Source organism: Streptomyces sp. NPDC104309, from assembly GCF_055584025.1.
The window spans coordinates 1-23,824 of record NZ_JBVJMV010000047.1 but is presented as its reverse complement, the minus strand read 5'-3'; the positions used below and the strand labels follow the sequence as shown (position 1 = coordinate 23,824).

At 68.8% G+C, this 23,824-nt stretch carries 21 protein-coding genes and 4 pseudogenes; 12 read left to right on the top strand and 13 right to left on the bottom strand.

The features are described from left to right. The first annotated feature begins 270 nt into the window (after positions 1-270). The 3 genes and pseudogenes from ACZ68L_RS38845 (at position 271) to ACZ68L_RS38835 (ending at position 1,946) form a co-directional block, all read left to right on the top strand. Positions 271-1,335 carry a PP2C family protein-serine/threonine phosphatase gene (locus ACZ68L_RS38845; protein ID WP_469587465.1) on the top strand — a complete coding sequence of 355 codons (1,065 nt, stop codon included), beginning with the start codon at positions 271-273 and terminating at the stop codon, positions 1,333-1,335. 222 nt (positions 1,336-1,557) lie between these two features. Then, positions 1,558-1,737 (top strand): annotated as a pseudogene (locus tag ACZ68L_RS38840) (hypothetical protein); the annotation flags it as partial. A gap of 53 nt (positions 1,738-1,790) precedes the next feature. Continuing rightward, positions 1,791-1,946, top strand: coding sequence for a hypothetical protein (locus tag ACZ68L_RS38835; protein WP_469587470.1), 156 nt, complete (start codon positions 1,791-1,793; stop codon positions 1,944-1,946). 26 nt (positions 1,947-1,972) lie between these two features. On the opposite strand, the gene ACZ68L_RS38830 is transcribed toward ACZ68L_RS38835, so the two are convergent. Next, positions 1,973-3,052, bottom strand: a complete 1,080-nt coding sequence (locus ACZ68L_RS38830) for a protein kinase family protein (RefSeq protein ID WP_469587373.1) — start codon at positions 3,050-3,052, stop codon at positions 1,973-1,975. A 233-nt stretch (positions 3,053-3,285) separates the two neighbouring features. On the opposite strand from ACZ68L_RS38830, the pseudogene ACZ68L_RS38825 reads away from it, so the two are divergent. Beyond that, positions 3,286-3,504, top strand: a pseudogene (locus ACZ68L_RS38825) (Tn3 family transposase); the annotation flags it as partial. Positions 3,505-4,041: 537 nt separating this feature from the next. Here the strand turns inward: ACZ68L_RS38825 and ACZ68L_RS38820 are convergent. Then, positions 4,042-4,778: pseudogene (locus ACZ68L_RS38820) on the bottom strand (VOC family protein). A gap of 244 nt (positions 4,779-5,022) precedes the next feature. On the opposite strand from ACZ68L_RS38820, the gene ACZ68L_RS38815 reads away from it, so the two are divergent. The 4 genes from ACZ68L_RS38815 (at position 5,023) to ACZ68L_RS38800 (ending at position 8,018) form a co-directional block, all read left to right on the top strand. Further along, a complete protein-coding gene (locus tag ACZ68L_RS38815; RefSeq protein WP_469587370.1) occupies positions 5,023-5,241 on the top strand; it encodes a zinc finger domain-containing protein in 219 nt (72 codons plus the stop codon). Positions 5,242-5,430: 189 nt separating this feature from the next. Beyond that, entirely contained in the window at positions 5,431-6,012 is a 582-nt protein-coding gene (locus tag ACZ68L_RS38810; protein ID WP_469587367.1) for an isochorismatase family protein, read from the top strand. Continuing rightward, positions 6,012-6,731: a cysteine hydrolase family protein gene (locus tag ACZ68L_RS38805; RefSeq protein ID WP_469587365.1), complete on the top strand. Its 720-nt coding sequence runs from the start codon at positions 6,012-6,014 to the stop codon at positions 6,729-6,731. Before ACZ68L_RS38810 ends, ACZ68L_RS38805 begins: the two co-directional genes overlap by 1 nt. Positions 6,732-6,887: 156 nt before the next feature. Further along, the gene (locus ACZ68L_RS38800; RefSeq protein ID WP_469587363.1) at positions 6,888-8,018 is read left to right on the top strand and encodes a hypothetical protein; all 1,131 of its coding nucleotides are present in this window, start codon (positions 6,888-6,890) and stop codon (positions 8,016-8,018) included. A gap of 192 nt (positions 8,019-8,210) precedes the next feature. Here ACZ68L_RS38800 and ACZ68L_RS38795 read toward each other — a convergent pair whose 3' ends face one another. The 7 genes from ACZ68L_RS38795 to ACZ68L_RS38765 form a co-directional block, all read right to left on the bottom strand. Further along, a complete protein-coding gene (locus ACZ68L_RS38795; RefSeq protein ID WP_469587361.1) occupies positions 8,211-8,684 on the bottom strand; it encodes a hypothetical protein in 474 nt (157 codons plus the stop codon). 661 nt (positions 8,685-9,345) lie between these two features. Further along, positions 9,346-9,726: a nucleotide exchange factor GrpE gene (gene grpE, locus ACZ68L_RS38790; protein ID WP_469587357.1), complete on the bottom strand. Its 381-nt coding sequence runs from the start codon at positions 9,724-9,726 to the stop codon at positions 9,346-9,348. A 263-nt stretch (positions 9,727-9,989) separates the two neighbouring features. Then, positions 9,990-11,861: a molecular chaperone DnaK gene (dnaK, locus tag ACZ68L_RS38785; protein WP_469587354.1), complete on the bottom strand. Its 1,872-nt coding sequence runs from the start codon at positions 11,859-11,861 to the stop codon at positions 9,990-9,992. 20 nt (positions 11,862-11,881) lie between these two features. Next, positions 11,882-12,646: a type III effector protein gene (locus ACZ68L_RS38780; RefSeq protein WP_469587352.1), complete on the bottom strand. Its 765-nt coding sequence runs from the start codon at positions 12,644-12,646 to the stop codon at positions 11,882-11,884. Positions 12,647-12,874: 228 nt separating this feature from the next. Further along, positions 12,875-13,174 carry a hypothetical protein gene (locus ACZ68L_RS38775; RefSeq protein WP_469587349.1) on the bottom strand — a complete coding sequence of 100 codons (300 nt, stop codon included), beginning with the start codon at positions 13,172-13,174 and terminating at the stop codon, positions 12,875-12,877. Between the two features lie 170 nt (positions 13,175-13,344). Next, complete coding sequence (locus tag ACZ68L_RS38770; protein WP_469587348.1) at positions 13,345-14,679, bottom strand: RNA polymerase sigma factor; 1,335 nt, start codon at positions 14,677-14,679, stop codon at positions 13,345-13,347. Next, positions 14,676-15,047, bottom strand: coding sequence for a YciI family protein (locus tag ACZ68L_RS38765; protein ID WP_469587345.1), 372 nt, complete (start codon positions 15,045-15,047; stop codon positions 14,676-14,678). The genes ACZ68L_RS38770 and ACZ68L_RS38765 overlap by 4 nt, the downstream gene beginning before the upstream one ends. Positions 15,048-15,305: 258 nt before the next feature. On the opposite strand from ACZ68L_RS38765, the gene ACZ68L_RS38760 reads away from it, so the two are divergent. After that, positions 15,306-16,799 (top strand): MFS transporter, encoded by a 1,494-nt coding sequence (locus ACZ68L_RS38760; RefSeq protein ID WP_469587341.1) that lies wholly within the window; start codon positions 15,306-15,308, stop codon positions 16,797-16,799. Positions 16,800-17,531: 732 nt separating this feature from the next. Here ACZ68L_RS38760 and ACZ68L_RS38755 read toward each other — a convergent pair. Continuing rightward, positions 17,532-18,497, bottom strand: a complete 966-nt coding sequence (locus ACZ68L_RS38755; protein WP_469587338.1) for an NAD(P)H-dependent flavin oxidoreductase — start codon at positions 18,495-18,497, stop codon at positions 17,532-17,534. A gap of 556 nt (positions 18,498-19,053) precedes the next feature. Further along, complete coding sequence (locus ACZ68L_RS38750) at positions 19,054-19,815, bottom strand: maleylpyruvate isomerase family mycothiol-dependent enzyme (RefSeq protein ID WP_469587335.1); 762 nt, start codon at positions 19,813-19,815, stop codon at positions 19,054-19,056. Between the two features lie 64 nt (positions 19,816-19,879). On the opposite strand from ACZ68L_RS38750, the gene ACZ68L_RS38745 reads away from it, so the two are divergent. Further along, a complete protein-coding gene (locus ACZ68L_RS38745) occupies positions 19,880-20,812 on the top strand; it encodes a MerR family transcriptional regulator (RefSeq protein WP_469587332.1) in 933 nt (310 codons plus the stop codon). 104 nt (positions 20,813-20,916) lie between these two features. Here the strand turns inward: ACZ68L_RS38745 and ACZ68L_RS38740 are convergent, their stop codons facing one another. After that, complete coding sequence (locus tag ACZ68L_RS38740; RefSeq protein ID WP_469587329.1) at positions 20,917-21,429, bottom strand: NUDIX domain-containing protein; 513 nt, start codon at positions 21,427-21,429, stop codon at positions 20,917-20,919. Here ACZ68L_RS38740 and ACZ68L_RS38735 point away from each other — a divergent pair. Continuing rightward, positions 21,419-21,694: pseudogene (locus ACZ68L_RS38735) on the top strand (DUF2690 domain-containing protein); the annotation flags it as partial. The gene ACZ68L_RS38740 and the pseudogene ACZ68L_RS38735 sit on opposite strands and share 11 nt — an antisense overlap. 107 nt (positions 21,695-21,801) lie before the next feature. On the opposite strand, the gene ACZ68L_RS38730 reads toward ACZ68L_RS38735, so the two are convergent. Further along, positions 21,802-22,821: a carbon-nitrogen hydrolase family protein gene (locus ACZ68L_RS38730; protein WP_469587327.1), complete on the bottom strand. Its 1,020-nt coding sequence runs from the start codon at positions 22,819-22,821 to the stop codon at positions 21,802-21,804. Positions 22,822-23,603: 782 nt separating this feature from the next. On the opposite strand from ACZ68L_RS38730, the gene ACZ68L_RS38725 reads away from it, so the two are divergent. Beyond that, positions 23,604-23,810, top strand: coding sequence for a hypothetical protein (locus ACZ68L_RS38725; RefSeq protein ID WP_469587324.1), 207 nt, complete (start codon positions 23,604-23,606; stop codon positions 23,808-23,810). Positions 23,811-23,824 lie beyond the last annotated feature (14 nt).

Here is a 23,824-nt window from a genome sequence, read left to right as displayed (position 1 = left end):
GGACCTCGCGCCGCAGCAGGATGGACGTCTTGACCACCCCTTGTGTCAGGAGTTCCGCGTGTACGGGCTGTGTGAGTGGAGCCGCCGGGAGCGTCGTCCACGTTCGGGCCGCACGGTGGCTCCGTGCTTCGGCGGGGCAGCGTCCGTGGTCGCGCCGCCGACTGCGCGCCGGAGCACGCAGTGAGGTGGCCAGGTCGCTCCGGGGCGGTGAACGGCCCGGCGGCACCGCCTGACAGCGAGGGCCCGCCGGTGCCCGCCGCACCCGCGTGGATGCGCTGGCTGCCCGCTTTCTACGTCGCGGCCATCCTGGTGGTCGAACCCATCACGCCCGTGCAGTGGCCCGTGAGTTTCCTGCTCATCGCCCTCCCCGTGATCGCCGCCTTCGCCCACGGCCCCGCTGCCGTCGCAGCCGTCACGGTGTTCGCGATCGTCTTCGAAGGGGTCCTGGCCGGCACCCCGTGCTGCGCGGGCCGCCCGGTGAGCTACGTGTGGGACCGCCACTACGTGACCGCCTACGTGTGCACCGCTCTGGTCGGTGTCCTCGGCACCATCCTGGCCGCCCACCGTGTGCGCCGGGAACACACCCTCGCCACCGTGCGTTTCGTGGCCGAGATCGCGCAGCGTGTCCTGCTCAGCCCGGTCCCCCACCGCATCGGCCCCATTCAGGTGGAAACCCTGTACCTGTCCGCCGTCGCGGAAGCGCGTATCGGCGGTGATCTCTACGAGGCCGTCCCGACCACGTACGGACTGCGCCTTGTCATCGGCGACGTACGGGGAAAGGGCCTCCTTGCCGTGGAGACGGCCGCCACCCTTCTGGGTGCCTTCCGCGAGGCCGCCCACGACGAACCCGATCTCGCCGCCGTTGCCCGCCGGGCGGAGAGGAGCATGAACCGCAGGGCCGCCCGCCTGGCCGGAAGCGACATGGGCGAGCGCTTCGTCACCGCCGTCTTCGCGGAGATCCCCCGCCGTCACGTGGTCCGCATCGTCAACTGCGGCCACCCCCCGCCCCTGCTCATCCGCGCCGACAGCGTCACCGAACTGGAGACGGCCGACCCCGCACCGCCCCTCAACCTGGGCGTGCTCCTCACGGAGACCTACCGGATCGACGAGTACCCCTTCGCCCCCGGCGACCAGTTGCTGCTCTACACCGACGGCGTCACCGAGGCACGCGATGCCACCGGTGCCTTCTACCCCCTCCGGCAGCGTGTCCTGTCCTGGGGCCCTCTTCCGCCCCGGGAACTCCTCGACCGACTCCACCACGATCTCCTCAGCTACAGCGACAACCGCCTCCACGACGACACCGCGGCCCTCGCCGTCCTCCACCTGCCCGACTAAGTGCTGTCCCGCAATCCGTGGTGGATCAGCGCGCGGCGTCAAATGCGGTGCATCGCAAGGCGGAGAGACGTCCGCATACTGGATGTATGCGGAAGTTCCGACAACGCGGCGAGGATGGGGCCTCCCCTGTTCGAGCGCAGCCGAGAGCTTGGGGAAGTAGCTGTCGTCGCGCGCCCGCCAGGGATTACGGGACAGCCCTTCGACGATCAAGTCCGATGTCTTCGGTTGACCGAGGCCGGAGGTGAGGCGAAGGTCGAGATCGTCGTCCCCGAGTGCGGCGGCCGTGCTCGCCCGTCGGTGGACAAGCTCGGCGCGCTCGGCGAGCCGGAGTCGCCGACCTGGCTGAAGACCGCCACGGAGGCGATGCTTCCCGGGATCGACCTGCCGGACCTCCTGTTCGAAACCACCCGCCGCGGCCAGCCACGCAGCCGCCCGGCGACTCGCCCAGCAACGTCGTGCGCACCCTCACAGCCCAGCTCGCCGAACTCAAGCGGCGGCACCGCGACGAGGTCCAAGCCCTGCGGCAGGCCCTCGAAGCCGCGCAGAGCGAGAACCTCGAACTACGATGCCGCCTCGGCCCCCGGCACACCACCCATCCCGAGACGTCCTGACGGCGATCTTCTGCGGCAATCCGGCCTCAGCAGGGCGCCGCGGATTCAGTGCTCCAGGCCCGCCCGATCTCGGCGGCCGGAAATGGCGTCTGCTTGCTCTCGGTGAGCAGACGGCGGGCGAATTCGCCCATGACCGCAGCGGCTCGGGCATGCCGGTCGACGATCGTGGTGATCTCGCGCGGGACACCATCGGGCCGGTGGCCGGCGATCCACTCGCGCAGGAACGCCTCGTGTTCCATACCGCCGCGGAGCCCATCGGGCAGGTGGTGGCGGAGTAGATGGCTCATGGTGTGGCAACGGTCATATGCGAGATGGTTGGAGAGGAACTCTGCCTCGGCCTCTGACAGTTCGAAGCCAGAGCTCAGGGCGAGTCCGAAGTCCGCGAAGTACAGCAGTCGACCGTCGGTCAGGACATTGGCGAAGTGGGCGTCGAAGTGGACGAGTCCGTGCGAGCTCATGAAGGCAGTCCCTCGCTCCAGGGCCTCCTCCACCCACAGATACGGCGAGCCCTCTCCGCCCTCCGGCGCGGCGGTCCGGTAGTCGTGCAGCCAGTCGCCGAGCGTCTGCGGGACGTGTTCCAAGAAGAGCACCAGGCTGGACGAAGACCGGCCGATAGCCTTCAGGCGCTCGCGCACGGCAGATGAGCCCTCCCAGTGCGCGACGGCCCCGTCGATGCCCCCGAACCCGTCGGCCAACCCTTCGGGAGAGGAGTCGGGCAGGATGCGCCAGTGATACATCAGCGGAAAGCCCTCGTACTCGTTCCCGAGGACCCAGTTAGTGGTCATGACGTGCACTGCCAGCTCTCGCCAGGCCCCGAACCCGGCTGAGCCCACCCCGTACTGGTAGAACATCGGCAGTCCGAAGAGGTTCGCCGTCGACCGCGCGTTCTCCGGCCGCAACTCGGTGTCCGTCAGGGGGACCCGCTTGACGAACACCCGCGCGCCGTCGATGTCCAGCTCCGCCGACCTGCCGCCGATGCCGGACCCGAGCGGGGTCGCGGCGGCCACGACCTCACCGAGCCGATGGTCGCTCAGCAGAGACAGGCGCGTGGCCACGGTCCCATACGTGGCGAGCCGCGCGACATACCGCGGGTCCAGGTGTTGCATCGACGACTCCTCGGTGCCCCGAACCAGAGCGTCGGTGATCTCGCGGATGTGGTCGAGCCTATCCGCCAGGGCTGCCGAAGGAGCAGGTATTCGAAGTCGCCTGGCGCAATAACGCTGCCTCAGACCATGAAGGGCCCCGTCGCGAGACCTTCTGGCACCGATCTCTCACGGACACGACCGCAAACGTTCTACCTGCACGAACACCCATCATCCGCCAGCTTGCACCGGATACCCTGTGGAACACCCGCCACCTGGACGCCGCCGTCGCCCAGCTGCGCGCCGAGGGTCACGACATCGAGGAGGAGGACGTCGTCCGCCTCTCCCCGCTCAAGGACCGGCACATCAACTTCCTGGGCCGCTGCCTGTTCAACATCAAGGCCGGCGGCCCCGGCCAGGGCTTGCGCCCCCTGCGCGACCCGGATGCGGTCGACGAGGAGGACACCGACGACTGACCAGGTCAGGGCCGGACACGGCGCCACGGATTGACGTACGGTCCGCCGCACGTGGTGCACAAGGCGGTGTAGAGGGCGGCGGCCGGGCCCATCCGGCTGCTGGGCTCGGCCGGGTACTGGGCTCGGCCGGGGTACTGGGCTCGGCCGGGTACTGGGCTCGGCCGGGTACTGGCGGCCGGAGATCGTCACGACCAAATGCGGCTGCGGAGACGTGCAGGGGCCACCCGCCGGCAGCGCGGCACGGCGGCGGCCTTGGGCGCGGCCTCATCAGCGGGCGGGCTGACCGGGACTGCTTCGGTGTCCTCTGTCTTCCGGCTGTCGATGGGCACCCTGGATCGAGGGCTCGGGACTGTCCGTGTCAGCGCCGGTCGGCGGTGGCATCGGGCGGCGCGGAACTGGTTGTCGACAATTCTGTCGGCGAGCTGAGTGGTCTCGGCGCAGACGTGGCCGAGGCGGCGGCGGACGACTTCGATGAGGACGCCGTCATTGACGAGTTCGGTGGCGTGGGCGTGGCGGAGCAGGCGGGGAGGCTCCACGTCAGGCCGGGCCGAGGACGCAGAACTCGTTGCCTTCCGGGTCGGCCAGAACCTTCCACGGGAAGTCGCCCCGGCCTGCGTCGGCGGGCGTCGCGCCGAGGGCCTCGGCCGGGCCACCTCCGCCGTTTGGCCGTCAACGGGGTAGGGCGCCAGGTCGAGATGGACGCGGTGCCCCATGTCCTTCAGGTGGGGCGTGCTGAGGAACTCCAGACACGGGCCGACACCCTTGGCGGAGCGCAGCAGCGCATGATCGTCGGCCACCTCGTGCAGGGTCCAGTCCATCGCCTCGCCCCAGAACCGGGCCATGGCCCGCGGGTCCGCGCAGTCGACGACCACCGCGGCGATCGGCCCGGTGTCCCGGTAGATCTTCCAAGGCCCCAGGACGCAGAACACGTTGCCCTCCGGGTCGGCCAGAACTGTCCGCGGGAGATCGCCCCGGCCCCCATCGGCGGGCGTCGCGCCGAGCTCCTTCAGGCGCGTGACCAACTCCGCGTGATGGGCCGCAGAGGTGGTGGCGAGTTCGATGTGCGCGCGGTCTCTCACTGTTTCGGGGTCCGGGACGGCGACGACATCGACGCGGACGGCGGCGGGGTCCGACCACGCGGAACCCACGGGCTCAACGCTGGTCGCACCGGGTTCCACGCTGGAAACATTCCAGCCGAGCGCCTCCGCCCAGAACCGGCCCAGCTCCAAGTCATCCCGGGCTTTGAAGTTCACCTGAAAGAGCTCCAGCGCCATGCCGCCAGCCTTATACCCATGCGATGAACCGACAGTCGGGACGGCCGAATTTGGACGGGCGGCCGGAAGTCGATCACGACGACCCGCCGGGCCGGGGCGGAGGCCACGGCCGCACGTCGGGTGACTGTCAGAATCGTTCCTTTCCGGAGCGAGATCGGAAACGCTCCGCGTGGGCGGCCGGAACCGCCGATCGGCTGTCACCACTCGTTCTCACTCACAAATAGAACGGGGGCACGCTCCGGGAATGGTTGGTGACAGCATCCAGGGTCATGGCGGACCTCACACCGCACACCCGATCGACGCGGACGACGTCGAGCGCCACCCGTGCCCGCACTGCTCGGCCCAACCGGAATCACCGTGCCGCTCGCGGTCCGGGGCGGTCTCCGGCACCTACGACGAGCATCCGCCGAGTACGGCGACCGCCACCGTGGGCAGAATCCCGGCAGCGAGAATCCTTGTGTAACGCGGCATATTCCCCCCAGACTTCACAACTTGTCGCGTGCTGCGGAACGCTGCACGAGTGAACGGCATGTCCGTATCTGCAAGTTAGACGTCATTGCTGACACAGCGGTTGGGCCATAGCGTTTTGAACGCAGCCCACCGCACTCTTCGGGCTGATACCCCTCACACGACATTCGAAGGCGGTACACCCATGTCCAGAACGACGCTGCGCGAGCTCAACGGCTTCGATCAAACGCCCGCGAAGCTCGCCGATTCGACGCTGATCCTGGTCGACTTCCAGAACACCTACACCCAGGGTGTGATGGAACTCGACGGCTGGGAGGCCTCGCTCGACGCCGCCGCGCAACTGCTGGCGCGAGCCCGCCAGGAGGGCACGAAGGTCGTACACGTCATCAACGACGGCGGGGAGGGAACCCCGTACGACATCCGGGCCGAGATCGGTCAGATCCACCCCCGTCTGACGCCGATCGACGGTGAGCCCGTGGTCGTCAAGCGGGCCCCCAACGCGTTCCACGAGACCGACCTGGGCACGCACGTTCCGGACGGGCAGGTCATCATCGCCGGCTGGATGACGCACATGTGCGTCGCGTTCACCGCGCAAGGCGCCTTCCTGCGCGGAAACCACCCCACGGTCGTCGCCGACGCCACCGCGACCCGGTCGCTGCCCGTGGCCGGCGTCGACCTCGATGCCTGCCAGGTGCATTACAGCGCCCTCGCCACCATCGCCGACCTGTACGGGGTCGTCGTTCCGTCGCAGAAGGAGATCGTCTGATGAGGCTGCTGCGTCCAGTCGTCGCGCTGGGTGTGGTCACCGTTCTCGCCGCCACCGCGACGTCGTGTGGCGGCAATTCCGAGGCAGCCCCGCGCACGGGCCGGTCGTCGTCACCCGCCGCGGATAAGAACGTCGCGAAGGACACGACGACGCTGCGGGAGCTCAACAAGCTGGACGAGACACCCGCGAAGCTCTCCGACGCGACGTTGATCCTGGTCGACTACCAGAACACCTACACCGAGGGTGTGATGGAGCTCGACGGATGGCGCGCGGCGGTGAACAACGCCGAGGCTCTGCTCAAGCGTGCCCGCAAGGCGGGGACGCCGGTCATTCACATCGTAGACAAGGGCTACGACCTGAAGTCGAAGGCGGGCCAGATCATTCCGGCGCTCAAGCCGGCCAAGGGAGAGCCCGTCGACGAGAAGTCCGTCCCGGACGGCTTCCACGGCACCGATCTCGCCGAAGAGGTCAAAAAGGCTGGGAACGAGAACGTCATCATCGCCGGATTCATGACGAACATGTGCACCCTGTTCACCACTCAGGGCGCATTCCTCAACGGCAACAAGCCCACCGTAGTGGCTGATGCCTCCGCAACCCGGCCCCTCCCTCTCAACGGCAGCCCGAACGGTGTCCCCGCGAAGCAGGTTCACGAGTCCGCGCTCGCCACGATCCAGGACCTCTATGGAGTCGTGGTCCCCTCGCAGAGCGCCCTGAAGTAGTGCTCGCCCTCCCGGAGGGGGAAGAAGGAAAGCGTGCCTTCCCCCGCCAGGAGGGCCGGCGACTTCACCGCGACGCGCCCCCATTATTCCCCCCACGAGAATGGTCCCCCCAATGAATAAAAAATCGTACCCGAACTCAACACGGAGAAAACGAAGATGGCTACGCGCAGAGGTTTTATAGGCGGCGCTTCCGGCATCGGCACCGCGGCGCTGCTGGGCTACTCGGCGTCCCCGAGTGCCGCGAACACCCCGATGACGAGTACGGCGGGCATCTCGCAGGTCACCCAGCAGCAGGCAAAGGACTCGATCTTCGCCGTCAATGCCGGGATGCGCGCCAACTACGCGGTGCTGAAGGCGGAGTTGATCAAGCACCTGTCGCCGGTCATCGTGGTGCAGAACGACGCGAAGGGCGGCAGGTTCACGCTCGTGACCGAGAGCGGGCAGCAGTCCGTCAACCCCGTGTCGGAGACGTTCGAGCTGGCGAAGTCCATCGCTCACGTTCCGCTCGGCTGCTTCTCGGTGATCGCCTCTTACCTGGCGGACAAGATCCCGAACCTGCCGAACGCCGATCGCATCGACCCGCACGATCTTCTGATGCTGGCGTTCAGCGACGACAAGTCCGGAGCGTGGATCGAGCCGCTGCAGAAGTACGCCGCCACTCTCACCACAGCTCGTCAGAACCTCCCCGCCGCCGGGCTGCCGGCCGCGCTGACGACGTCCTGCGGCAACATCCTCGACGCCGCACTGAAGTTCATCAGCGCCTCGGTCGCGGCGAAGACGTTCGACATGAAATCGTTCGAGGACTTTTCCGGCAGGGTCTACCCCGACATCCGCACCAACATGAAGCACGCTGCGCAGGCCCAGATCAAGGGCGTACAGGACCTGATGACGTCCTGGCGTGCCCAGGTCGGCGAGCAGGCATGGGCGGACCTGTACTGCGTGGTGCTGTCGCAGTGGACCACCAGTGTGCTCAACCAGAACACCATCATCATCAAGGACTGCATGAACGCGGCGAAGGTCGACACCCACCTGATCGATCTGCCCGGACTGGAGACGCCGAAGGACCCGATCTTCACAGCGCTCGACAATCTCGCCCGGATCGTGCAGGACAACATCGCGGCGGAGATGGTGTTCCCGAAGGACGCCAAGGTCGCCGACGCGTTGAAGGGCAAGGAGGACCTGCTGTCCGACGAGATCCTGATCCAGCTCGGCGGCAGCACAGTGGCGATGAAGTCCGCACCCACCTACAACACGACCGCCGGCGGTGTGTGCCCGGTCAGAAAGTAGCCACGGGCGCGTAGAGGCGCGGAGAAGCGGCTTCCCCCGGTCGTAGGAGGAGACTGGGCGAGAAGCCGCTGACGCCCTGGGCCCCGACAGGCCCTGGGGATGGTGCCGGTGAGGGGGACGCGGAGGTGCCGCCCCCATGCTCCCAGGCTGCGCTCCCCGGCGGGCGTGGCGCGTCCGCGCGGGTGGGCCCTCTCATGAATCGCCCTCCTGCGGAGGCGCGACAAGGCCGATCAGCTTCCTGATGAGCTCGACCCCCTGTCGGGCCGTGGCGCGGGGGAACTCCAGCCGGGCGACTTCACGGCTGTCCACCCCGATGTCGCATCGCGATGCCTTGATCAAACCGGTCGAGGGTTCCGGCTTCCTGATCCATTCGATTCGCGCGAGCGGTATGTCGTGGAGCGCTTTCGTCGGCCGCGCCGTGGGGAAGCCACCCCGCTTGTAGACGATCAGCCGGCCGGTCGTCAGGGCGAGGAAGTTCCGTTCCGCGACTGACAGATCAGGGCCGGCGGTGCGGTCCGGAGTGGCGTCACGCTGCTTGCTGAGGGTCTTGGCCGTGGACGCCGAGGTGATCAGGCCGCTCAGGTTCCCAGTGGCGCCGCCCAGGATGTCCCCGGCAGTCCTGGTCGTGATCTGCTGCACCTTGCCGGCCCGGTAGGCGCCCACCACGGCCAGAACGCGCTCGTCCTCACCACGGTGAGCGCGAGGTGCTTCCTGACATGCGCCTCGTGCGACGGCTTCACCGTGGACTCAGCGCCGTTCTTCACTCCGGCTATGCGGAGCAAGCCCCGCTCAGCCCGGCCAGGGAGGTAAGCCCGGGGCGCCGGAACCCCGTGGAGTGCACCGAGTGCGGGCGCCCGGGCGAAGCGCTGCCGGGCGGGCTGTGCCGGGGTGCGGATGAGGGGCCGAGGGCATGCCTTCTACCGGTCCAACTCGGGGTAGTAACCGCGTTGGTACGAGGACAGCTCGGAGATGGGGAGCTGGGCCGCTCCCCGGCAGATCAGGCAGACGCGGGTCCGGCGGCATGCACGGCAGTTCTCCCGGCCGCGCGTCTCGTCCGGCACCCAGCCGCGACCCCCGCACTCGGGGCATCGCCCCAGGCCGTCGCGATCGGCTCCTCCATGACAGCCATACCCAGGACCCCTGGGCCGACCGATCTTACGAGTGACCAGTTCGAACCCTCTTGAAAGGTAGGACTCCATGATCTTGGAAGCCGGGCCTGTCACGTTCCGAGAGCATCGCTGAGCCGGCAGTTCGCCACGAACCGGCCGTCACGCGACTACGCCGAAGCCCTGGCCCCGTGCCCGGTCCCGGGAATTGTCCCGTGCGACTATTCGGCGGGGGTGAGCCCTGTCACCGCCACCTGGGCAGGTCTCAGGAGGTGGTCGCCGACCCGGTAGCCGTGCCGCATCACCTCGGCGCATACGGCCTGTGCCGCACCGGAGGCGTCGTAGGTGATGGCTTCATGCATGCGGGGATCGAAGGGTTCACCCGCTGCGCCGACGGTCCGCAGGCCCAGCGCCGCCAGCCGCGCCTCAAGCACGTCGCAGAGGACTGCCGCCGCGCCGTGGTCGTCGCCCTGTCGGCGGATCTCTTCCAGGACATCCAGGACCGGAAGCAGGCCGGTGAGGACGTTGACCACCGCGATCTCCCGTATCGCCAGTCGGTCGCGGCGTACCCGCTTGCGATAGTTGTCGTACTCGGCTTGCACCCGCTGCAGGTCCGCGGTCAGTTCAGCGATCTGCTCAGGCGGTCGCGCGGCCTCCGCGTGGTCGGTCCGGCCGACGCCCGGACGTGCCGTGCCGGCGCCGTCCGAACCGGTCCCGGCCGAACCCGTCCCGGCCGAACCCCTCCCGGTCGGTCCAGAGGCATCTGGGCATCGCCCGTCCCGGAGGGGGACCGGGGCGATCCTGCGCGGGTCGCATACCACCACAAGCGACCGATCACCGTGGTGCTCTGAGTGAGGGTTCTTGCTCATCCGGTACCTCCCTTCCGCTCGTCGTCGACGATCTCCGCGTCGACGACCTCCTCGTCACCGGTGCCCGTGCCATCGGGCGTGCCGCCGGCGGCGGTACCGTCTCCGGCGGCCCCGCCACCCTGGGCCTGCGCGTACAGGGCGGTGCCGATCTTCTGCGCCGCGGCCGCGGCCTTGTCGGTGGCGGCACGGATCTCGGCGGCGTCCTCGCCCTTGAGCTTCTCCTTGACCACCGCCAGAGCCGATTCGGTCTCGGCACGCGCATCCGCGGGGATCTTGTCGGCGTTGTCCCGCAGCAGTGTCTCGGTCTGGTAGACCAGGGTCTCCGCCCGGTTGCGGGTCTCGGCGGCCTCCTTGCGCCGCTGGTCCTCCTCCGCGTGCTGCTCGGCCTCGCGCACCATCCGGTCGATGTCGTCCTTCGGCAGCGAGGAGCCACCGGTGACGGTCATCTTCTGCTCCTTGCCGGTGCCGAGGTCCTTGGCGGCGACGTGCATGATGCCGTTCGCGTCGATGTCGAACGCGACCTCGATCTGCGGGACTCCACGCGGGGCCGGCGGCAGACCGGTCAGCTCGAACATCCCGAGCTTCTTGTTGTACGCCGCGATCTCGCGCTCGCCCTGGAACACCTGGATCTGCACAGATGGCTGGTTGTCCTCGGCCGTCGTGAAGATCTCGGAACGCCTGGTCGGGATCGTGGTGTTGCGCTCGATGAGCTTCGTCATGATGCCGCCCTTGGTCTCGATACCGAGGGACAGCGGGGTGACGTCGAGCAGCAGGACATCCTTGACCTCGCCCTTCAGGACACCGGCCTGGAGCGCGGCACCGATGGCGACGACCTCGTCCGGGTTCACACCCTTGTGCGGATCCTTGCCGGTCAGCTCCCGCACCAGCTCGGTCACCGCCGGCATCCGCGTCGAGCCGCCGACCAGAATCACATGATCGATGTCCGACACCTTGATCCCGGCATCCTTGACCGCGTTGTGGAACGGCCCCTTGCAGCGCTCCAGCAGTGGCGCCGTGAGCTGCTCGAACTGTGCGCGCGTGAGCTTCTCGTCCAGATGCAGCGGGCCCTCGGCCGAAGCCGAGATGTAGGGCAGATTGATCGTGGTCTCGGTAGCGGCCGACAGCTCGATCTTCGCCTTCTCCGCTGCCTCCCGCAGACGCTGCAACGCCATCTTGTCCTTGGACAGATCCACGCCGTAGCCGTTCTTGAACTGTTTGACCAGGTGGTCGACGACCTGCTGGTCCCAGTCGTCACCACCGAGGTGCGTGTCCCCGTTGGTCGCCTTCACCTCCACCAGGCCCTCGCCGATCTCCAGCAGCGATACGTCGAACGTGCCGCCGCCGAGGTCGAAGACGAGGATCGTCTGGTCGTTCTCCTTGTCCAGACCGTAGGCCAGGGCCGCGGACGTCGGCTCGTTGATGATCCGCAGCACGTTCAGGCCCGCGATCCGGCCCGCCTCCTTGGTCGCGGTGCGCTGAGCGTCGTTGAAGTAGGCCGGGACGGTGATCACCGCGTCCGTGACGTCCTCCCCGAGATGCGCCTCGGCGTCCCGCTTCAGCTTCTGCAGCACCCGGGCAGAGAACTCCTGCGCGGTGTACCGCTTGCCGTCGATGTCCCCGGACTCGGGGAAACGCCACTGGGCGTCCCCCATGTGCCGCTTGACCGACCGCGCGGTGCGCTCGACGTTCGTCACCGCCTGCCGCTTGGCGACCTCGCCGACCAGCACCTCACCGTTCTTCGCGAAGGCGACCACCGATGGAGTGGTCCGTGCGCCCTCGGTGTTCGTGATGACCGTCGGCTCGCCGGCTTCGAGCACGGACACCACGGAGTTCGTCGTTCCCAGGTCAATGCCCACTGCCCGCGCCATCACTGTCTCCCTCGTGTATTTCACGGATGGACCTGAGCCAGCCCTTCAACGAGTACTCTTCCTGCTGTTTCACCTCCCCGCCCGGCCGTGGGGCGTTCCGGCGGCGCTGCCCCCGGCCTCCCGCTCATTGCGCGAGAACTTCTGCCGCTGCGCAGACTCTCGGCCTGCCGGACAACGCGGTCCACGCGCTCGGCGAGATCGCGGCACCCCTCCAGGTACGGGCGCACCTTGGCAAGCGGCCCGATGAGACGGGCGGGGTCCTCTTCGCCGAGAGCGATACCGAGTTCGGCCATGGTGACGCGAGCCGACTCGGGGAGACCGTAGAAGGACGTGATCTCTCCGGTCAGGCTGCGCAGGTCCGCCGCATTGCCCCGCGCCCAGGCCGAGACAGCGCGGTCGGCAGCCCGGCGATCGCGGACGGCCTGTATCCGTTGCTCCCCGGTGGTGCCCAGGTGACCTGTACACAGTCGCAGGTAGCGGCGCTCGGCGGCCTGGCGGCTGCTGACGCCCAGCGGATGAGCGATATCGGCCCAACTGGCCCCGGCTCCACGCGCCGCTTCGATGAGCCCCGGTTCCCACACCGCCAGCCGGCGGCACACGTCGCGCAACCGACGGAGAGCATCCAGGGCCTCTCCCGGCCCTGCCACGGCGCCCGCGACCTCCGCTCCGCCGGGTGCGCCAGCTTGACGCACGGCGGCTTCCACCGCGCCCAGCGCCTGCGTGGCGGCGGCAAAAGACACCGGCAGACCGGGGAGGTCCGGCTTCTCTGTGGCTGTTCCGGTCACGGACAACCCACCGGGTGAAATGCGTGTCATCGTTCGCATGACATTCGATTCCACTTGTCATCCTTTGGATGACATTTTACAACCAGACCAGGGTTTAATGTTTGAAATTAAAGCCCTGAATCACCTGAAGATGACCGGTGATACTGATGCGTACCGGTCCGTTCCGTGAGTTCGACCGACGGGCCCAACAACTCATCACTGCTCCAGGTACCTGGTCACGGCCTTCGATCACGCCGACGGACGCGCACCGGGAAGAATGACGTCCTTGTGCAACGGCACGGCCAGGATGCCGGCACAGTCGGGGTCCAGCTCCATGAAGTGGTGGTCGGCATCCAGGGGCAGGATCCGGTGTGCGGGCGCATCCATGGCCCGGGTGCGGCCACGGTGCGGTGAGCAGCGGCCGGCGCGGCCCGGGACGAGGCGGGTCGCCGCCTGCCGGAACTGCGGGATCTCCGCGTCGGCCTCGTCCTCGGAGCCGGACGGCGGCCATGAGACCCGAGGTCGGAATGCCGCGTCAGCCGGCGCCATGCTGTTGTGTCGTGCCGGACTGACGCGGCGGCAGACCCGGGATCACGCCGCGAAGGCCTGGGCGAGGGCTGGGCGAAGGCCTGCGCCGCGGCCGAAGCCTCCACCACGGTCGGCGCCGCCCGGCCAGGCCGCGGGCGTCGTCGGCGCCCTGCGCCGCGCGACGGGCGGCTTCACGGGTCCGCTCGGCGGCCTGCCGCGCCTCGGCCGTCCGCCGTTGGAACTGCTCGGCACGCCGCCGGCGTCCGGGTCCGGAACGCCGGTGCACCGGGCGGTCGCCCTCCGACAGCTCCGTCAGACCTTCTCACCCGGCCGGCCAGGGACTCCAGGTAGCGCTGCTCGGCAAGGCTGGCCGTGGACTTCGCGGCGCGGCGGTAGTGCTCGTACGCCCCGGCCGTGTCGCCGGTCTTCTCCAGCAGATGCGCCCGTACGGACAGCAGCCGGTGATGCCCGGCCATCCGCTCGTCACCGTCCAATGTGACCAGCAGGGCCAGCCCGGCCGGCGGGCCCTCGGTCTCGGCGAGCGCGATCGCACGGTTGAGGGTGACCATCGGGTTGGGAGCGATCCGTTCCAGAATCAGATAGAGGGCGTGCACCTGCGGCCAGTTGGTCTCCTCCACCGTGGCCGCGTCGGCGTGCGTGGCGGCGATGGCGGCCTGCAGCTGGTAAGGCCCCAGCGCCGGGCCGGCCAGCGACGCCTTGACCAGCTCGGTGCCCTCCTCGATCAGCCCGCGGTCCCACTTCGTCCGGTCCTGCTCGTCCAGTGGCACCAGGCCCCCGGCCGTCGTCGTACGCGCCTCCCGGCGGGCGTGGGTCAGCAGCATCAGTGCGAGCAGCCCGGTCACCTCGCCGTCCTCGGGCAGTTGCGCGTGCACCGTCCTGGTCAGCCGGATCGCCTCGTGCGCGAGGTCGGCGCGGTGCAGCTCGCTGCCCGAAGAGGCGGTGTAGCCCTCGTTGAAGATCAGGTAGAGCACGTGCAGGACGACCCGCAGCCGCTCTTCGCGTTCCACGCCGTCCGGCAGGCTGAACGAGCTGCCTGCGGCCTTGATGCGCTGCTTGGCCCGGCTGATCCTGGCCGCCATCGTGGCCTCCGGCACCAGGAACGCGCGGGCGATCTCGGCAGTGGTCAGACCGCCGACCGCCCGCAGCGTCAGGGCGGTCTGCGAGGCCGCGGTCAGCGTCGGATGGCAGCACAGGAACAGCAGGACGAGCGTGTCGTCGGTGTCCGGTACATCGTCGGGCACCACCTCGGCGGCCGTCGCCGACTCCCGCTCGCGGCGCGCGTGGTCACTGCGCATCTGGTCGATCAATCGCCGGGACGCGACAGTCGCCAGCCAGCCGCGAAGGTTGTTCGGCACGCCCTCGGCCGGCCACTGCACGGTGGCGGCGAGGACAGCCTCCTGTACGGCGTCCTCACACCCTTCGAACTGGCCGTGCCGACGTACCAACGAACCGAGGACCTGCGGCGTGAGTTCACGCAGCAGGTCCTCGACGGCTTGTGCTGTCATGCCTCCAATTGTCCATCAGCGAACATCACCTGTCGCACCTCGACCCCCAGACCCACGACCGCGGCGTCCGGGATCTGCGATGCCAGCTCGATCGCCCGCTCCTTGTTCTCGCAGTCGATCAGGTAGAAACCGCCCAGATACTCCTTGGACTCCAGGAAAGGTCCGTCGGTCACCACCGGCTGGCCCTTGCGTACGGACACCACAGCGGCCTGTGACGGGTCGACCAGCGCCTGCGTGGTGATCAGCTCGCCGGACTTCTTCACCGCCTCGATGAACTTGCTGTGACCGTCGCCGATCGCCCCCTTCTCCTCGTCGGTCAGCGCGTCCAGCACGGCCGGGTTCATGTGCAGGCTGATCAGGAACTTCATCTCGTACTCCTCGTGGTTCGCGAGCCCCGGCGGGGCCCGTCGACCGGTTGGTCGGAGCCGCCGCCTTCGTCTTGACATCCCCCACCAAAAAAGTTCGCACCAGTTTTTCACCGTCGGATCGCCCGGACCGCGAGGTCGTCATGTCCGGGGACGCCCCGCCGAGCCGGACACGAGGAATTTCCGGCCGTACCGATGTCAAGAAGCTCTCGACCGCTCCGACCAACCGGCGAAACGTCGAGAGAACAGGGAGTTTCGGATATGCAAGTCAACCGGGCATGGCTGGGACTGGTCGTCCTCATGCTGCCGACACTGCTCGTCGCGATGGACGCGACGGCATTGCTCCTCGCGCTCCCCCGGCTGAGCGCCGACCTGGGGGCCAGCAACGTCGAGCAGCTGTGGATCAGTGACAGCTACGGATTCATGGTGGCCGGCCTGGTCATCACGACGGGTACGCTCGGCGACCGGATCGGCCGCCGACGGCTGCTGTTGATCGGCGGAGCGGCGTTCGCGGTGCTGTCGCTCGTGGCCGCCTTCGCAGTCAGCCCGCTGATGCTGATCATCGCGCGCGCGTTGCTGGGCGTCGCCGGCGCGACCCTGGCGCCGTCCACACTCGCCTTGATCACCAACATGTTCCACGACGAACGACAGCGCGGGAAGGCCATCGCGATCTGGGCGACCTGCCAGTTCACCGGCGGCGCACTCGGACCCGTACTGGCCGGATTCCTGCTCCAGTACTTCTGGTGGGGATCGGTGTTCCTGTTCGCCGTGCCGGCAATGGTGTTGCTGCTGCTCGCCGGGCCGGTCCTGCTGCCTGAGTTCCGCAGCGACCAGGCCGGCCGGTTGGACCTGGGCAGCGTCGGGCTGTCGCTCGTGGCGGTGCTGTTGATGGTCTACGGCATCAAGCAGCTGGCCGTCGAAGGCGCGCCAGTGGTACCGACGGCGGCCCTCGCCGTCGGCGCGGCCCTCGGATTCCTGTTCGTCCGCCGGCAACTGCGACTGGAGGCGCCGCTCCTTGACCTGCGGCTGCTGCGCAACCGCCCGTTCACGGCCGTAATCGTCGCGCTGGTCTTCGCCGGCGTCGCCATGGCTGGTACGGGCCTGCTGGTGACCCAGTACCTGCAAAGCGTGCTGGGCTACTCGCCGGTCGTGTCGGCCGTGTTGTTCGCACCCATGGGCCTGGGCGTGGCGGTCGGCACCATGGCCGCGCCGGCGCTGGCCCGGCGGATGAAGCAGACGACCGCGATCGCCGGCGGGCTTGTGGGGTCGGCGCTGGGCAGCCTGCTGCTGGTCGGCGTCGACGGTGCGAGCGCCCTGCCGCTGGTGATGACCGGCATCGCCGTGCTGGCGCTGGGCACCGGCCCGCTGTTCGCGCTCGGCACCGGGCTGGTCGTCGGGTCCGTGCCTCCGGAGCGCGCCGGCTCGGCGGCGTCGATGTCGGAGACAGGCAACTACTTCGGCGGTTCGCTCGGCTTCGCGCTGCTCGGTGCGGTGGCCGCGGTGGTCTACCGCAGCCGGATGCACGGCCTGTCCGACTCGCTGGCCGGCGCGGTCGCCGCCGGACAGCGCCTTCCCGCCGGTCAGGGCGCGGAACTGCTGCGCACAGCGCGGGAAGCATTCACCGCCGGCCTGCACGTCACCGGCGTCGTCGCCGCGGCCATCTTCGCCGGGCTGGCCGTACTGGTCCTGGCCATGCGCCCGGTGACCCGGACCATTCCGGCCGCACTACCCGACTACGAGGCGACCCGCTCATAGAGTTCTGCCGAGCCGATGTCGTGGTTGTCATGTCCGAACGCCACTCTCCGTCGTCACCTCCCCGTATGACGAGCGTGGCGTGCACCTGACTGATCCTGTGGCGAACAGCGATTTACGAGGCGGTCCTGGACATGAAGGGCGGACTGGGGAGTCACCGGCCCGTTTCGAGGGTGCCTACCCGGACCTCTACGAGGAGTTCCGCCGCCCCGTCCAGGAGCGGGACCTCCACCGACCACAGCCGGCGGTTCCAGCGGTCTTGCGTCGTCCTGCTCCGGGGCGTCGACCGTTACGAAGCGGCCCTGGTTCCGGCCGGTGACCCCGGCGACCCGCGTCAGGCGGCTCGCCCGTAGCCATCGGCTCCGGGCGGGTCGCCCTCGGCCGCCGTCATCCCCCGACTGGACGCCACGTCCGCTCGCCACGCGGCCCGCCCTGGCGACATCCGACAAATCCAGCTCGACGACGTGAATCCCGGCGACCGGACGATCACGATCGCCGACCACGTCCGCCGACCACGTCCGGCAACTCGACAACCTCACTCCCCAGGCCGTCCGCGACAACCTGGGGCACCGGGAGATCTCGGTGACCCGACACCGCCGACCCTCACCTGCTCGTCCCAGAGTGCACCGCCTGCGACGCCCGGCCGGTCGACGACCACTGAGCGGCCACCAAGGACGGTCCAGGGACCGCCAGTTGTGGAAGTGACCAACAGTCAGCGCCTCCGGGGTGCTCCGATCAGTGCCTTCCTGCGCGGGCGAGGGCGTTGTCGGCCTGGGCGGCCAGTGCGGCAACCAGATCGGCTGCGGGTGGCAGGTCGTTGACGAGGTCGACGCCCTCGCCGGCCCACACCGGCAGCGGGGGCACAGCACCCCGTGCCACGTCGGCCCGGTAGGCATCTCGGGCTCGGGCGTCCGTGGCGAGTTCGTCCTCCCTGCCTCGCCAGCGGTCGAGGTAGGGATGGCCGAGAGTGCGAGCCGTGTACTTCGTCGTCGACCACCGGGCCCCCCGGGCGATGTCGAGGACAGCGTTGCGTTCCGTTTCCTCCGCCCGCCCGTGGACGATCGTCTCGGCGATCGAGGGGTCGACCAGGGCCTCCGCCGTGGCCTGGAAGCGGGTGCCGATGAGCGCCCCGGCGGCCCCCAGTGCCAAGGCGGCAGCCACGCCACGGCCGTCGGCGATCCCACCGGCCGCCAGCACCGGCACCGGTGCCGCCAGGTCCACCACAACGGGCACGAACGGCAGCGTGGCCCTCCCGTGCCGGGCCCCGTGCCCGCCGCTCTCGCTGCCCTGCGCCACGATGACATCGGCCCCCAGATCCACCGCCTGCCGGGCCTCTTCCAGATCGGTGACCTGAATGATCAACGCCGCGCCGGCTGCACGGATTCGCTCCACGAACGGGCTCGGATCCCCGAATGACAGCGTCACAGCCGCGGGGCCGTACTCCAGCGCCTGCTCGACCGCGTCGACACCGGCTGCCCAGCTCAGGAACCCGACTCCCCACGGCTTCCCGCCCCCGGCCGCGATCGCCAGCTCACGGGTCAGCCAGTCCCGGTCATCCCCGTACCCACCGCCCACCAACCCCAGCCCACCGCCGCGGGAGACAGCCGCAGCCAGAGCTCCGCCGGCCGACCCGCCCATGGGTGCCAAGGCAATGGGATGCTGCACACCGAACAACTTCGTGAACGCTGTAGACAATGCCATGCCCTCATCATCGCCCCTCCTGGCGGTCGGGGGGGATCAACCAGGCAACCCTGTCGGACAGCTCACTCACTATGACACCCGCGGCCAGGCGCCGCCCCGCCGGCCAGTGGCTGCGCGTGGGGAATCACAGCTGGCCGCCCATGGACCACCGACACCATCGAGAGAAGGGCACATTGCCCACCTCAACGCCTCTCCCCTGACCCCCACGACCGAACAGGCCCCCCTCAGGTCTGTCCCCGACCTCCGAACCGCGCAGCGCGCTCCCGGGAACTCCCGCCTCCACCGGCTGCTCAACCCTTGAGGCTTCTGAAGTCCGGACTGAAGCAGCTTCGGTTCGCTGAACTCCGGACGGTCCGTCGGGTGAGCCCCCACCTCCTTCCGCGATCCGGTCCGGGACACTGGCATCGCGCCGGTTCGAGGCACTGCGCTCCGGCACGCCCCTCCGGGGTGCGGTCGCGAATGAAGCCGGCCTGGCGGTCATCTGGACCAAGACCGCCAACCAAATCCTCGAATCGCTCGCCGCCGTCTGCCGCCGACGAATCACTGACTCAGGGCATCAGAGCGCCGTGTGGGCCAGCCAGTGATCCAGCAACGCGCGGTCGCCCGTCACCGTCACCCGGTCGTCCTCCGGAGGGACACGCTGGGAAAACACCAGCATGAGGTCCGCCACCGCTCCCGATACCACCACGTCGGCCTTGACCGGCCCACGCTCCCACCGCAGCACCTCAGGCGTCCTGGTGATCACCCAGCCTTCCATGGAGTTCGGCCGGAACCCGATCCGCTCGCCCCGGCCGCGCAGCCGGGCGACCGTCGGCCTGACCGTCTCAAACGCCGGCGTGGACAGCAGGTCCAGGTTCTCGCTGATCACGTCGGCCGCGAAGTCGTCGGCGATCTCGAACGCGGTGCCCGTCGCAAGCGCCGCGTCGTAGTGATGGACGCAGGTGTCGCTCAGAACCCTGCGTAGCCAGAAGGCCGCCGGCCGCGGCCCGAACAACGTCTGTATCTCGGTGTCCGCACCGGTCTCCTGGATCGCGCGGATCAACTCCTCCGCGCCCTCGCGCAGCCACCGGGCCCACTCGTCCGGGGTGCCGGGATCGGCCTGCCGCGGGTCAGGGACGGGCAGCTGCTCGCCGTTGCGCACGAGTTCGGCCGCCCACTGGTGCTCCTGGCCGACGTGCCCGACAAGGGTACGCAGCGGCCATTCCGGGCAGGTGGGCACCCGAGTGTCCGGGGCTCTTCCGGCGACCGCGCGGGTGAACCCTCCGGTCTGCTCCCGCAGACCCTCCACGCGCCGTGCGGTGTCCAGTGTCGACGTCATCGCGAAAGCTCCTCTCATGGGGTGATGCCGGTACCGTAGAAACTCCAGTCCAGTGGAGGTTCAAGTGCCTTTGCTCGATGAGACGCTTGGGATCGGCGACCTGGCGCGGCTGACTGGCGTGCCGGTGCGGACCATTCGCTTCTACTGTGATGAAGGCATCGTGGACTCGGTGCGCAGCACGGGCGGGCACCGCAGGTTCGACCAGGCGGCCGTGGAGCGGCTCGTCCTGGTCAGACGGCTACGCGGGCTGGGGCTCGGGCTGCCCTCCATCCGGCACGTGCTCGTCGGCGAACGCTCGGTGGCAGAGGTCGTCGCGGCCGAGCGGGCCGCACTCGACGTGCAGCTCGCAGACTTGGCCTGGCGGCGGGCCTCGCTGCGTGCGGTCGAGGAGGCCCGACCGGCCGACCGGGCCATCAGGCTGGAGCTGCTGGCCGCCGTGGAGAGCGGGGGTGCCGCCCGCGACGCACTGATCGACTTCTGGAGACGCACGATGGTCGCCCCGGTGTCTGAGGCGATGCTCACCGCGTTCGTGACCACCGCCGTGCCCGAGCCGCCCACGGACCCGACCCCGCAGCAAGTGGTCGCATTCGCCGAACTGTTCGTCCTCGCCGGTGATCGGGCACTGACACGCGGCCTGTTGGCCATGGCGCGGGCCAACGCCGAACTGATCGCCGACGAGGCCGAGCTGATGAACGGGATCAGCGAGGCGTGCGCTCTGGCCCAGCCCATGGTGCAGGCGGGCGAGCCTCCCCGCGTGGGTCCCGAACTCGATCGGTTCGTCGCGGCACACTCCTCGGTGCGTGGCAGCAACGACACTCCGCAGTTCAGAGGCCGGCTGCTGGCCCATGTGGCCGCCGACCGGGACCCACGGATGCGCCGCTACTGGCAGCTCGTGGCCGAGGCAAGCGGCGAGCCGGTCACACTCGGCGTGTCCCACCTGTGGCTGACCGACTCCCTCGCACGCTCCGTAGGCCCGGACGGTGCTGCGGAGGCGTGACCAGCAGACCGGGGCGGTCCGGGGTGACGTCGGGGGCCGGAGGACGCAGGCGATCGCCCTGCGCGGCCTGGCGCGGCTTCACATGGGCGTGCCATGACGGTTCGTCAGGTCTGGTGGCGGTCGGGTTCGAATCCGTACCGCAGGTAGACGGTGGTGTCCTGGGTCAGTGCGCGGGAGCAGGCGTGCAGGCGGCGAGTCATGTGCGGGACGAGGAGGGTGTCCCACTGGCCGGGGGTGGCCAGCTGCCATGCCGTGAGTTCTCCGGGGGCGAGGCGGATGCGTTTGTGGGCCTCCTGCTGAGTGATCAGGCCGCCGTCGAAGAGGTAATTGGCCAGCGGCGGACGGCCGTCGACCTGTGCCGGTACCCAGTCGACGGCCAGCAGTCGGCCCGGCCGGACGTCGATGCCGAGTTCTTCCTTCACCTCGCGCCGAGCGGCCTGTAACGGGTCCTCACCCAAGTCCAGCCCACCGCCGGGGATCTCCCAGGAGTCGATGCGATAGGACGGCCGAACCAGAAGAATGCGGCCGGTGGTGTCATGGATGATCACTCCGGCGCCGGCGATGTGCTTGGGCAGGGAAGCGTAGTACTCAGCGGGCGGCAGATGCATGGTGCTCATGAATATCGTCGCCTGCGACCGACCCGGTCCCGAGGGCCTGCAGCCTGCCCACACAGCCCTCGGCCCGTCGCATCGCACCTCGGCCGACGCAGTCGTGGAGAGCAGATACAGCGCCTTGTGCGGAGCCGCATGGGCGAGGATCTGGAATGCGAAGGTGGCAGACGTCGTCGAGGTGTCTGCGGCCGGTGGCGCGCAGCCGCAGCGCGCCACCGTCACCGACGCCTACGAAGCGGCGGATACTGTCTTTACCCCGATGACCAGCATCGACGGGGATAGGAAACGGGCCAGGCTGCTCCTGTGTTTCCTCCCAGCGAGCGGCGGGGCCCGTGAGCGCTTCGGCCCCGTTCCGGGGGCCGATGTCCACGCTCGGACTCAGGCCCTTTCGGCCGCCGGGGTGGTGGTGCTGTCGCTCGGGGCGGCAAGCCATTCACGGTGTCCTTCGTCGTGCCAGAGCGGGCGTCGGTCGACCCGTAGGCCGAGGATCTCCGGTCGAGCGTAGTGGCCGCGGGAGTCGACCCAGACCTTGACGGCGTTGATGTCGGCGAGGTCGATCTCGGCGGTGACGAGCTTCTCCCCGAGGCCGGTGTGCGGTTCGGCGAGATACTGGTTGAAGGGGTGGATCACAGCCGACCAGCCGCCGCCCGCAGTGATGTGCTTCTGCGGTCCCATGGTGTGCTCCATCCACTGCAGGCATGTCTCGTCCACCGGGTTTGCGGCGGAGATGACGAACGCCTGCGCCGTGAGAGCGTGAGTCTTCATCATGGCGTCGATCTGAACGTCGGCGACGGTCTCGAAGCCGGACATCGTAGACAGACCGGGCCATGCTGCGGCGTGGATCTGCTGGCCCTGGGTGATCAGGGACTGGCGTGCCAGGTTCATGGTGTGTTCCCAGCAGACCAGGCCGCCGATCCGACCCAGCGTGCTGTCGAAGACTCCGAGGGTGGCGCCGCCGCCCTGAGCCCACACGATCCGTTCGGCGTAGGTGGGCTGGAGCTTGCGGTGAACTCCGAGAACGGTACCGTCGGGTTCGATGAAGACCTGGCTGTTGAAACACGTGCGGGTACCCGCGAGCCGTTCGCTGACACCGAGGACGGTGCCGACCCCGGCGCGGCCACAAGCGGCTTGAACCCGGGCGATCTGCGGACCGGGCACCTCCACGGACGCCTCGGCGTAGGCGGCGTTGGCACCCTGCTGGTCCAGCGGGGCGTAGGCCTCGATCCAGTACGGGTAACCGGGCACGAAGGTCTCGGGAAACACCAGCAGGTCGATGCCTTCCTGGCCGGCCTGTTCGATGAAGCCGATGGCCTTGCCGACGGTCGCCTCGGTATCCATGAACACCGGGGCTGCGTGCACCGCCGCGACAGTTCGTTTCGTGGAAGTGGGAGATGACATGTCGGAGTCCTCCTCGGAAGTGGAGCGCACCGGCGGGAACAGGCCGTCGAGTGGTGTCCGGGGCGCACGGTCCGGATGCCGATGAATCGGTGAGCCGGTCACGAAGCAGCCTGCCATCGTTCGCAGCAACGCGCGCCTACGCCGGCCAGTTCAAACAAGGCATGTCAAAATCTGTCAACTCCAGGCATGCGCACTGGAGTTTGAGCGCACCACCACCGACCCCCCTCGGACTCCTACCGGCGGTTCTGGTCACGGCCGCAAGGGCGCAGGGGGCAGTGCGTGACCGCTCGCTTCGACGGGGCGGTCAACTCCGAAGCCGGTCTCCAACTGCCGGTGGGGAGGCCACACTGAACGTCTGCGGCGTAGGTGTGGTGATGCTGCCAGAGTGGTGGCGGGACGCCGACCTGGCCGATCGGCACATGGTGAACGTGGGAACCGCCTGCGGTCGCCCCACTTTCCGGGCATCCGGTCCGGAGATCGAGGGCAGGCCCGTTGCCGGCTGATGTCCGCAGGTGGGGCGGAGGCCCCGTAGGCCCTGTCCTGCCGATCTTCGCGGGCCCGGGGCGTCTGGTGCGGCACCCCGCCGCGTTGTCGGCGTCGCCCGAGTACGTCCAGTACGAGGACGAACCTCCACCTTGCGATGCACCGCACCAGACGCCCCGGGCTGATCCACGAAGAACGACAGGACAGGACCTGGTAGTCCGAGCGGAGGAAGGCTCCGTACATGGCGAAGAGGGCCGACAAGTCGGCAGGGAGGATGCTGCAATGCCGGGAGGCCGCTGGTGAACACCGACGCGCTGGAGTTCGCGCTGCTCAAGGCCGAGCGCCGGGTACTGGAGATGCAGACCGAGCTGCACTGTTGGGCGACCGACGATCGTGATCGCCGGTTCGATGACCTGTTCAATCTCGCTGCGCCACGAAAGCGCCCTGTTATATCCCCGGTCAAGCCGGGAGGAACTCGGAGGGATGTTCCTGGGTCCGATGGCTAACCTGAATCCGAAAG

Excerpts from the sequence above, each read along its gene's own strand:
- ACZ68L_RS38845 (WP_469587465.1), top strand. The coding sequence starts at position 271 with ATGCGCTGGCTGCCCGCTTTCTACGTCGCGGCCATCCTGGTGGTCGAA.
- ACZ68L_RS38830 (WP_469587373.1), bottom strand. The coding sequence starts at position 3,052 with ATGCAACACCTGGACCCGCGGTATGTCGCGCGGCTCGCCACGTATGGG.
- ACZ68L_RS38815 (WP_469587370.1), top strand. The coding sequence starts at position 5,023 with ATGGTTGGTGACAGCATCCAGGGTCATGGCGGACCTCACACCGCACAC.
- ACZ68L_RS38810 (WP_469587367.1), top strand. The coding sequence starts at position 5,431 with ATGTCCAGAACGACGCTGCGCGAGCTCAACGGCTTCGATCAAACGCCC.
- ACZ68L_RS38805 (WP_469587365.1), top strand. The coding sequence starts at position 6,012 with ATGAGGCTGCTGCGTCCAGTCGTCGCGCTGGGTGTGGTCACCGTTCTC.
- ACZ68L_RS38800 (WP_469587363.1), top strand. The coding sequence starts at position 6,888 with ATGGCTACGCGCAGAGGTTTTATAGGCGGCGCTTCCGGCATCGGCACC.
- dnaK (WP_469587354.1), bottom strand. The coding sequence starts at position 11,861 with ATGGCGCGGGCAGTGGGCATTGACCTGGGAACGACGAACTCCGTGGTG.
- ACZ68L_RS38775 (WP_469587349.1), bottom strand. The coding sequence starts at position 13,174 with ATGGCGCCGGCTGACGCGGCATTCCGACCTCGGGTCTCATGGCCGCCG.
- ACZ68L_RS38770 (WP_469587348.1), bottom strand. The coding sequence starts at position 14,679 with ATGACAGCACAAGCCGTCGAGGACCTGCTGCGTGAACTCACGCCGCAG.
- ACZ68L_RS38765 (WP_469587345.1), bottom strand. The coding sequence starts at position 15,047 with ATGAAGTTCCTGATCAGCCTGCACATGAACCCGGCCGTGCTGGACGCG.
- ACZ68L_RS38760 (WP_469587341.1), top strand. The coding sequence starts at position 15,306 with ATGCAAGTCAACCGGGCATGGCTGGGACTGGTCGTCCTCATGCTGCCG.
- ACZ68L_RS38755 (WP_469587338.1), bottom strand. The coding sequence starts at position 18,497 with ATGGCATTGTCTACAGCGTTCACGAAGTTGTTCGGTGTGCAGCATCCC.
- ACZ68L_RS38750 (WP_469587335.1), bottom strand. The coding sequence starts at position 19,815 with ATGACGTCGACACTGGACACCGCACGGCGCGTGGAGGGTCTGCGGGAG.
- ACZ68L_RS38740 (WP_469587329.1), bottom strand. The coding sequence starts at position 21,429 with ATGAGCACCATGCATCTGCCGCCCGCTGAGTACTACGCTTCCCTGCCC.
- ACZ68L_RS38730 (WP_469587327.1), bottom strand. The coding sequence starts at position 22,821 with ATGTCATCTCCCACTTCCACGAAACGAACTGTCGCGGCGGTGCACGCA.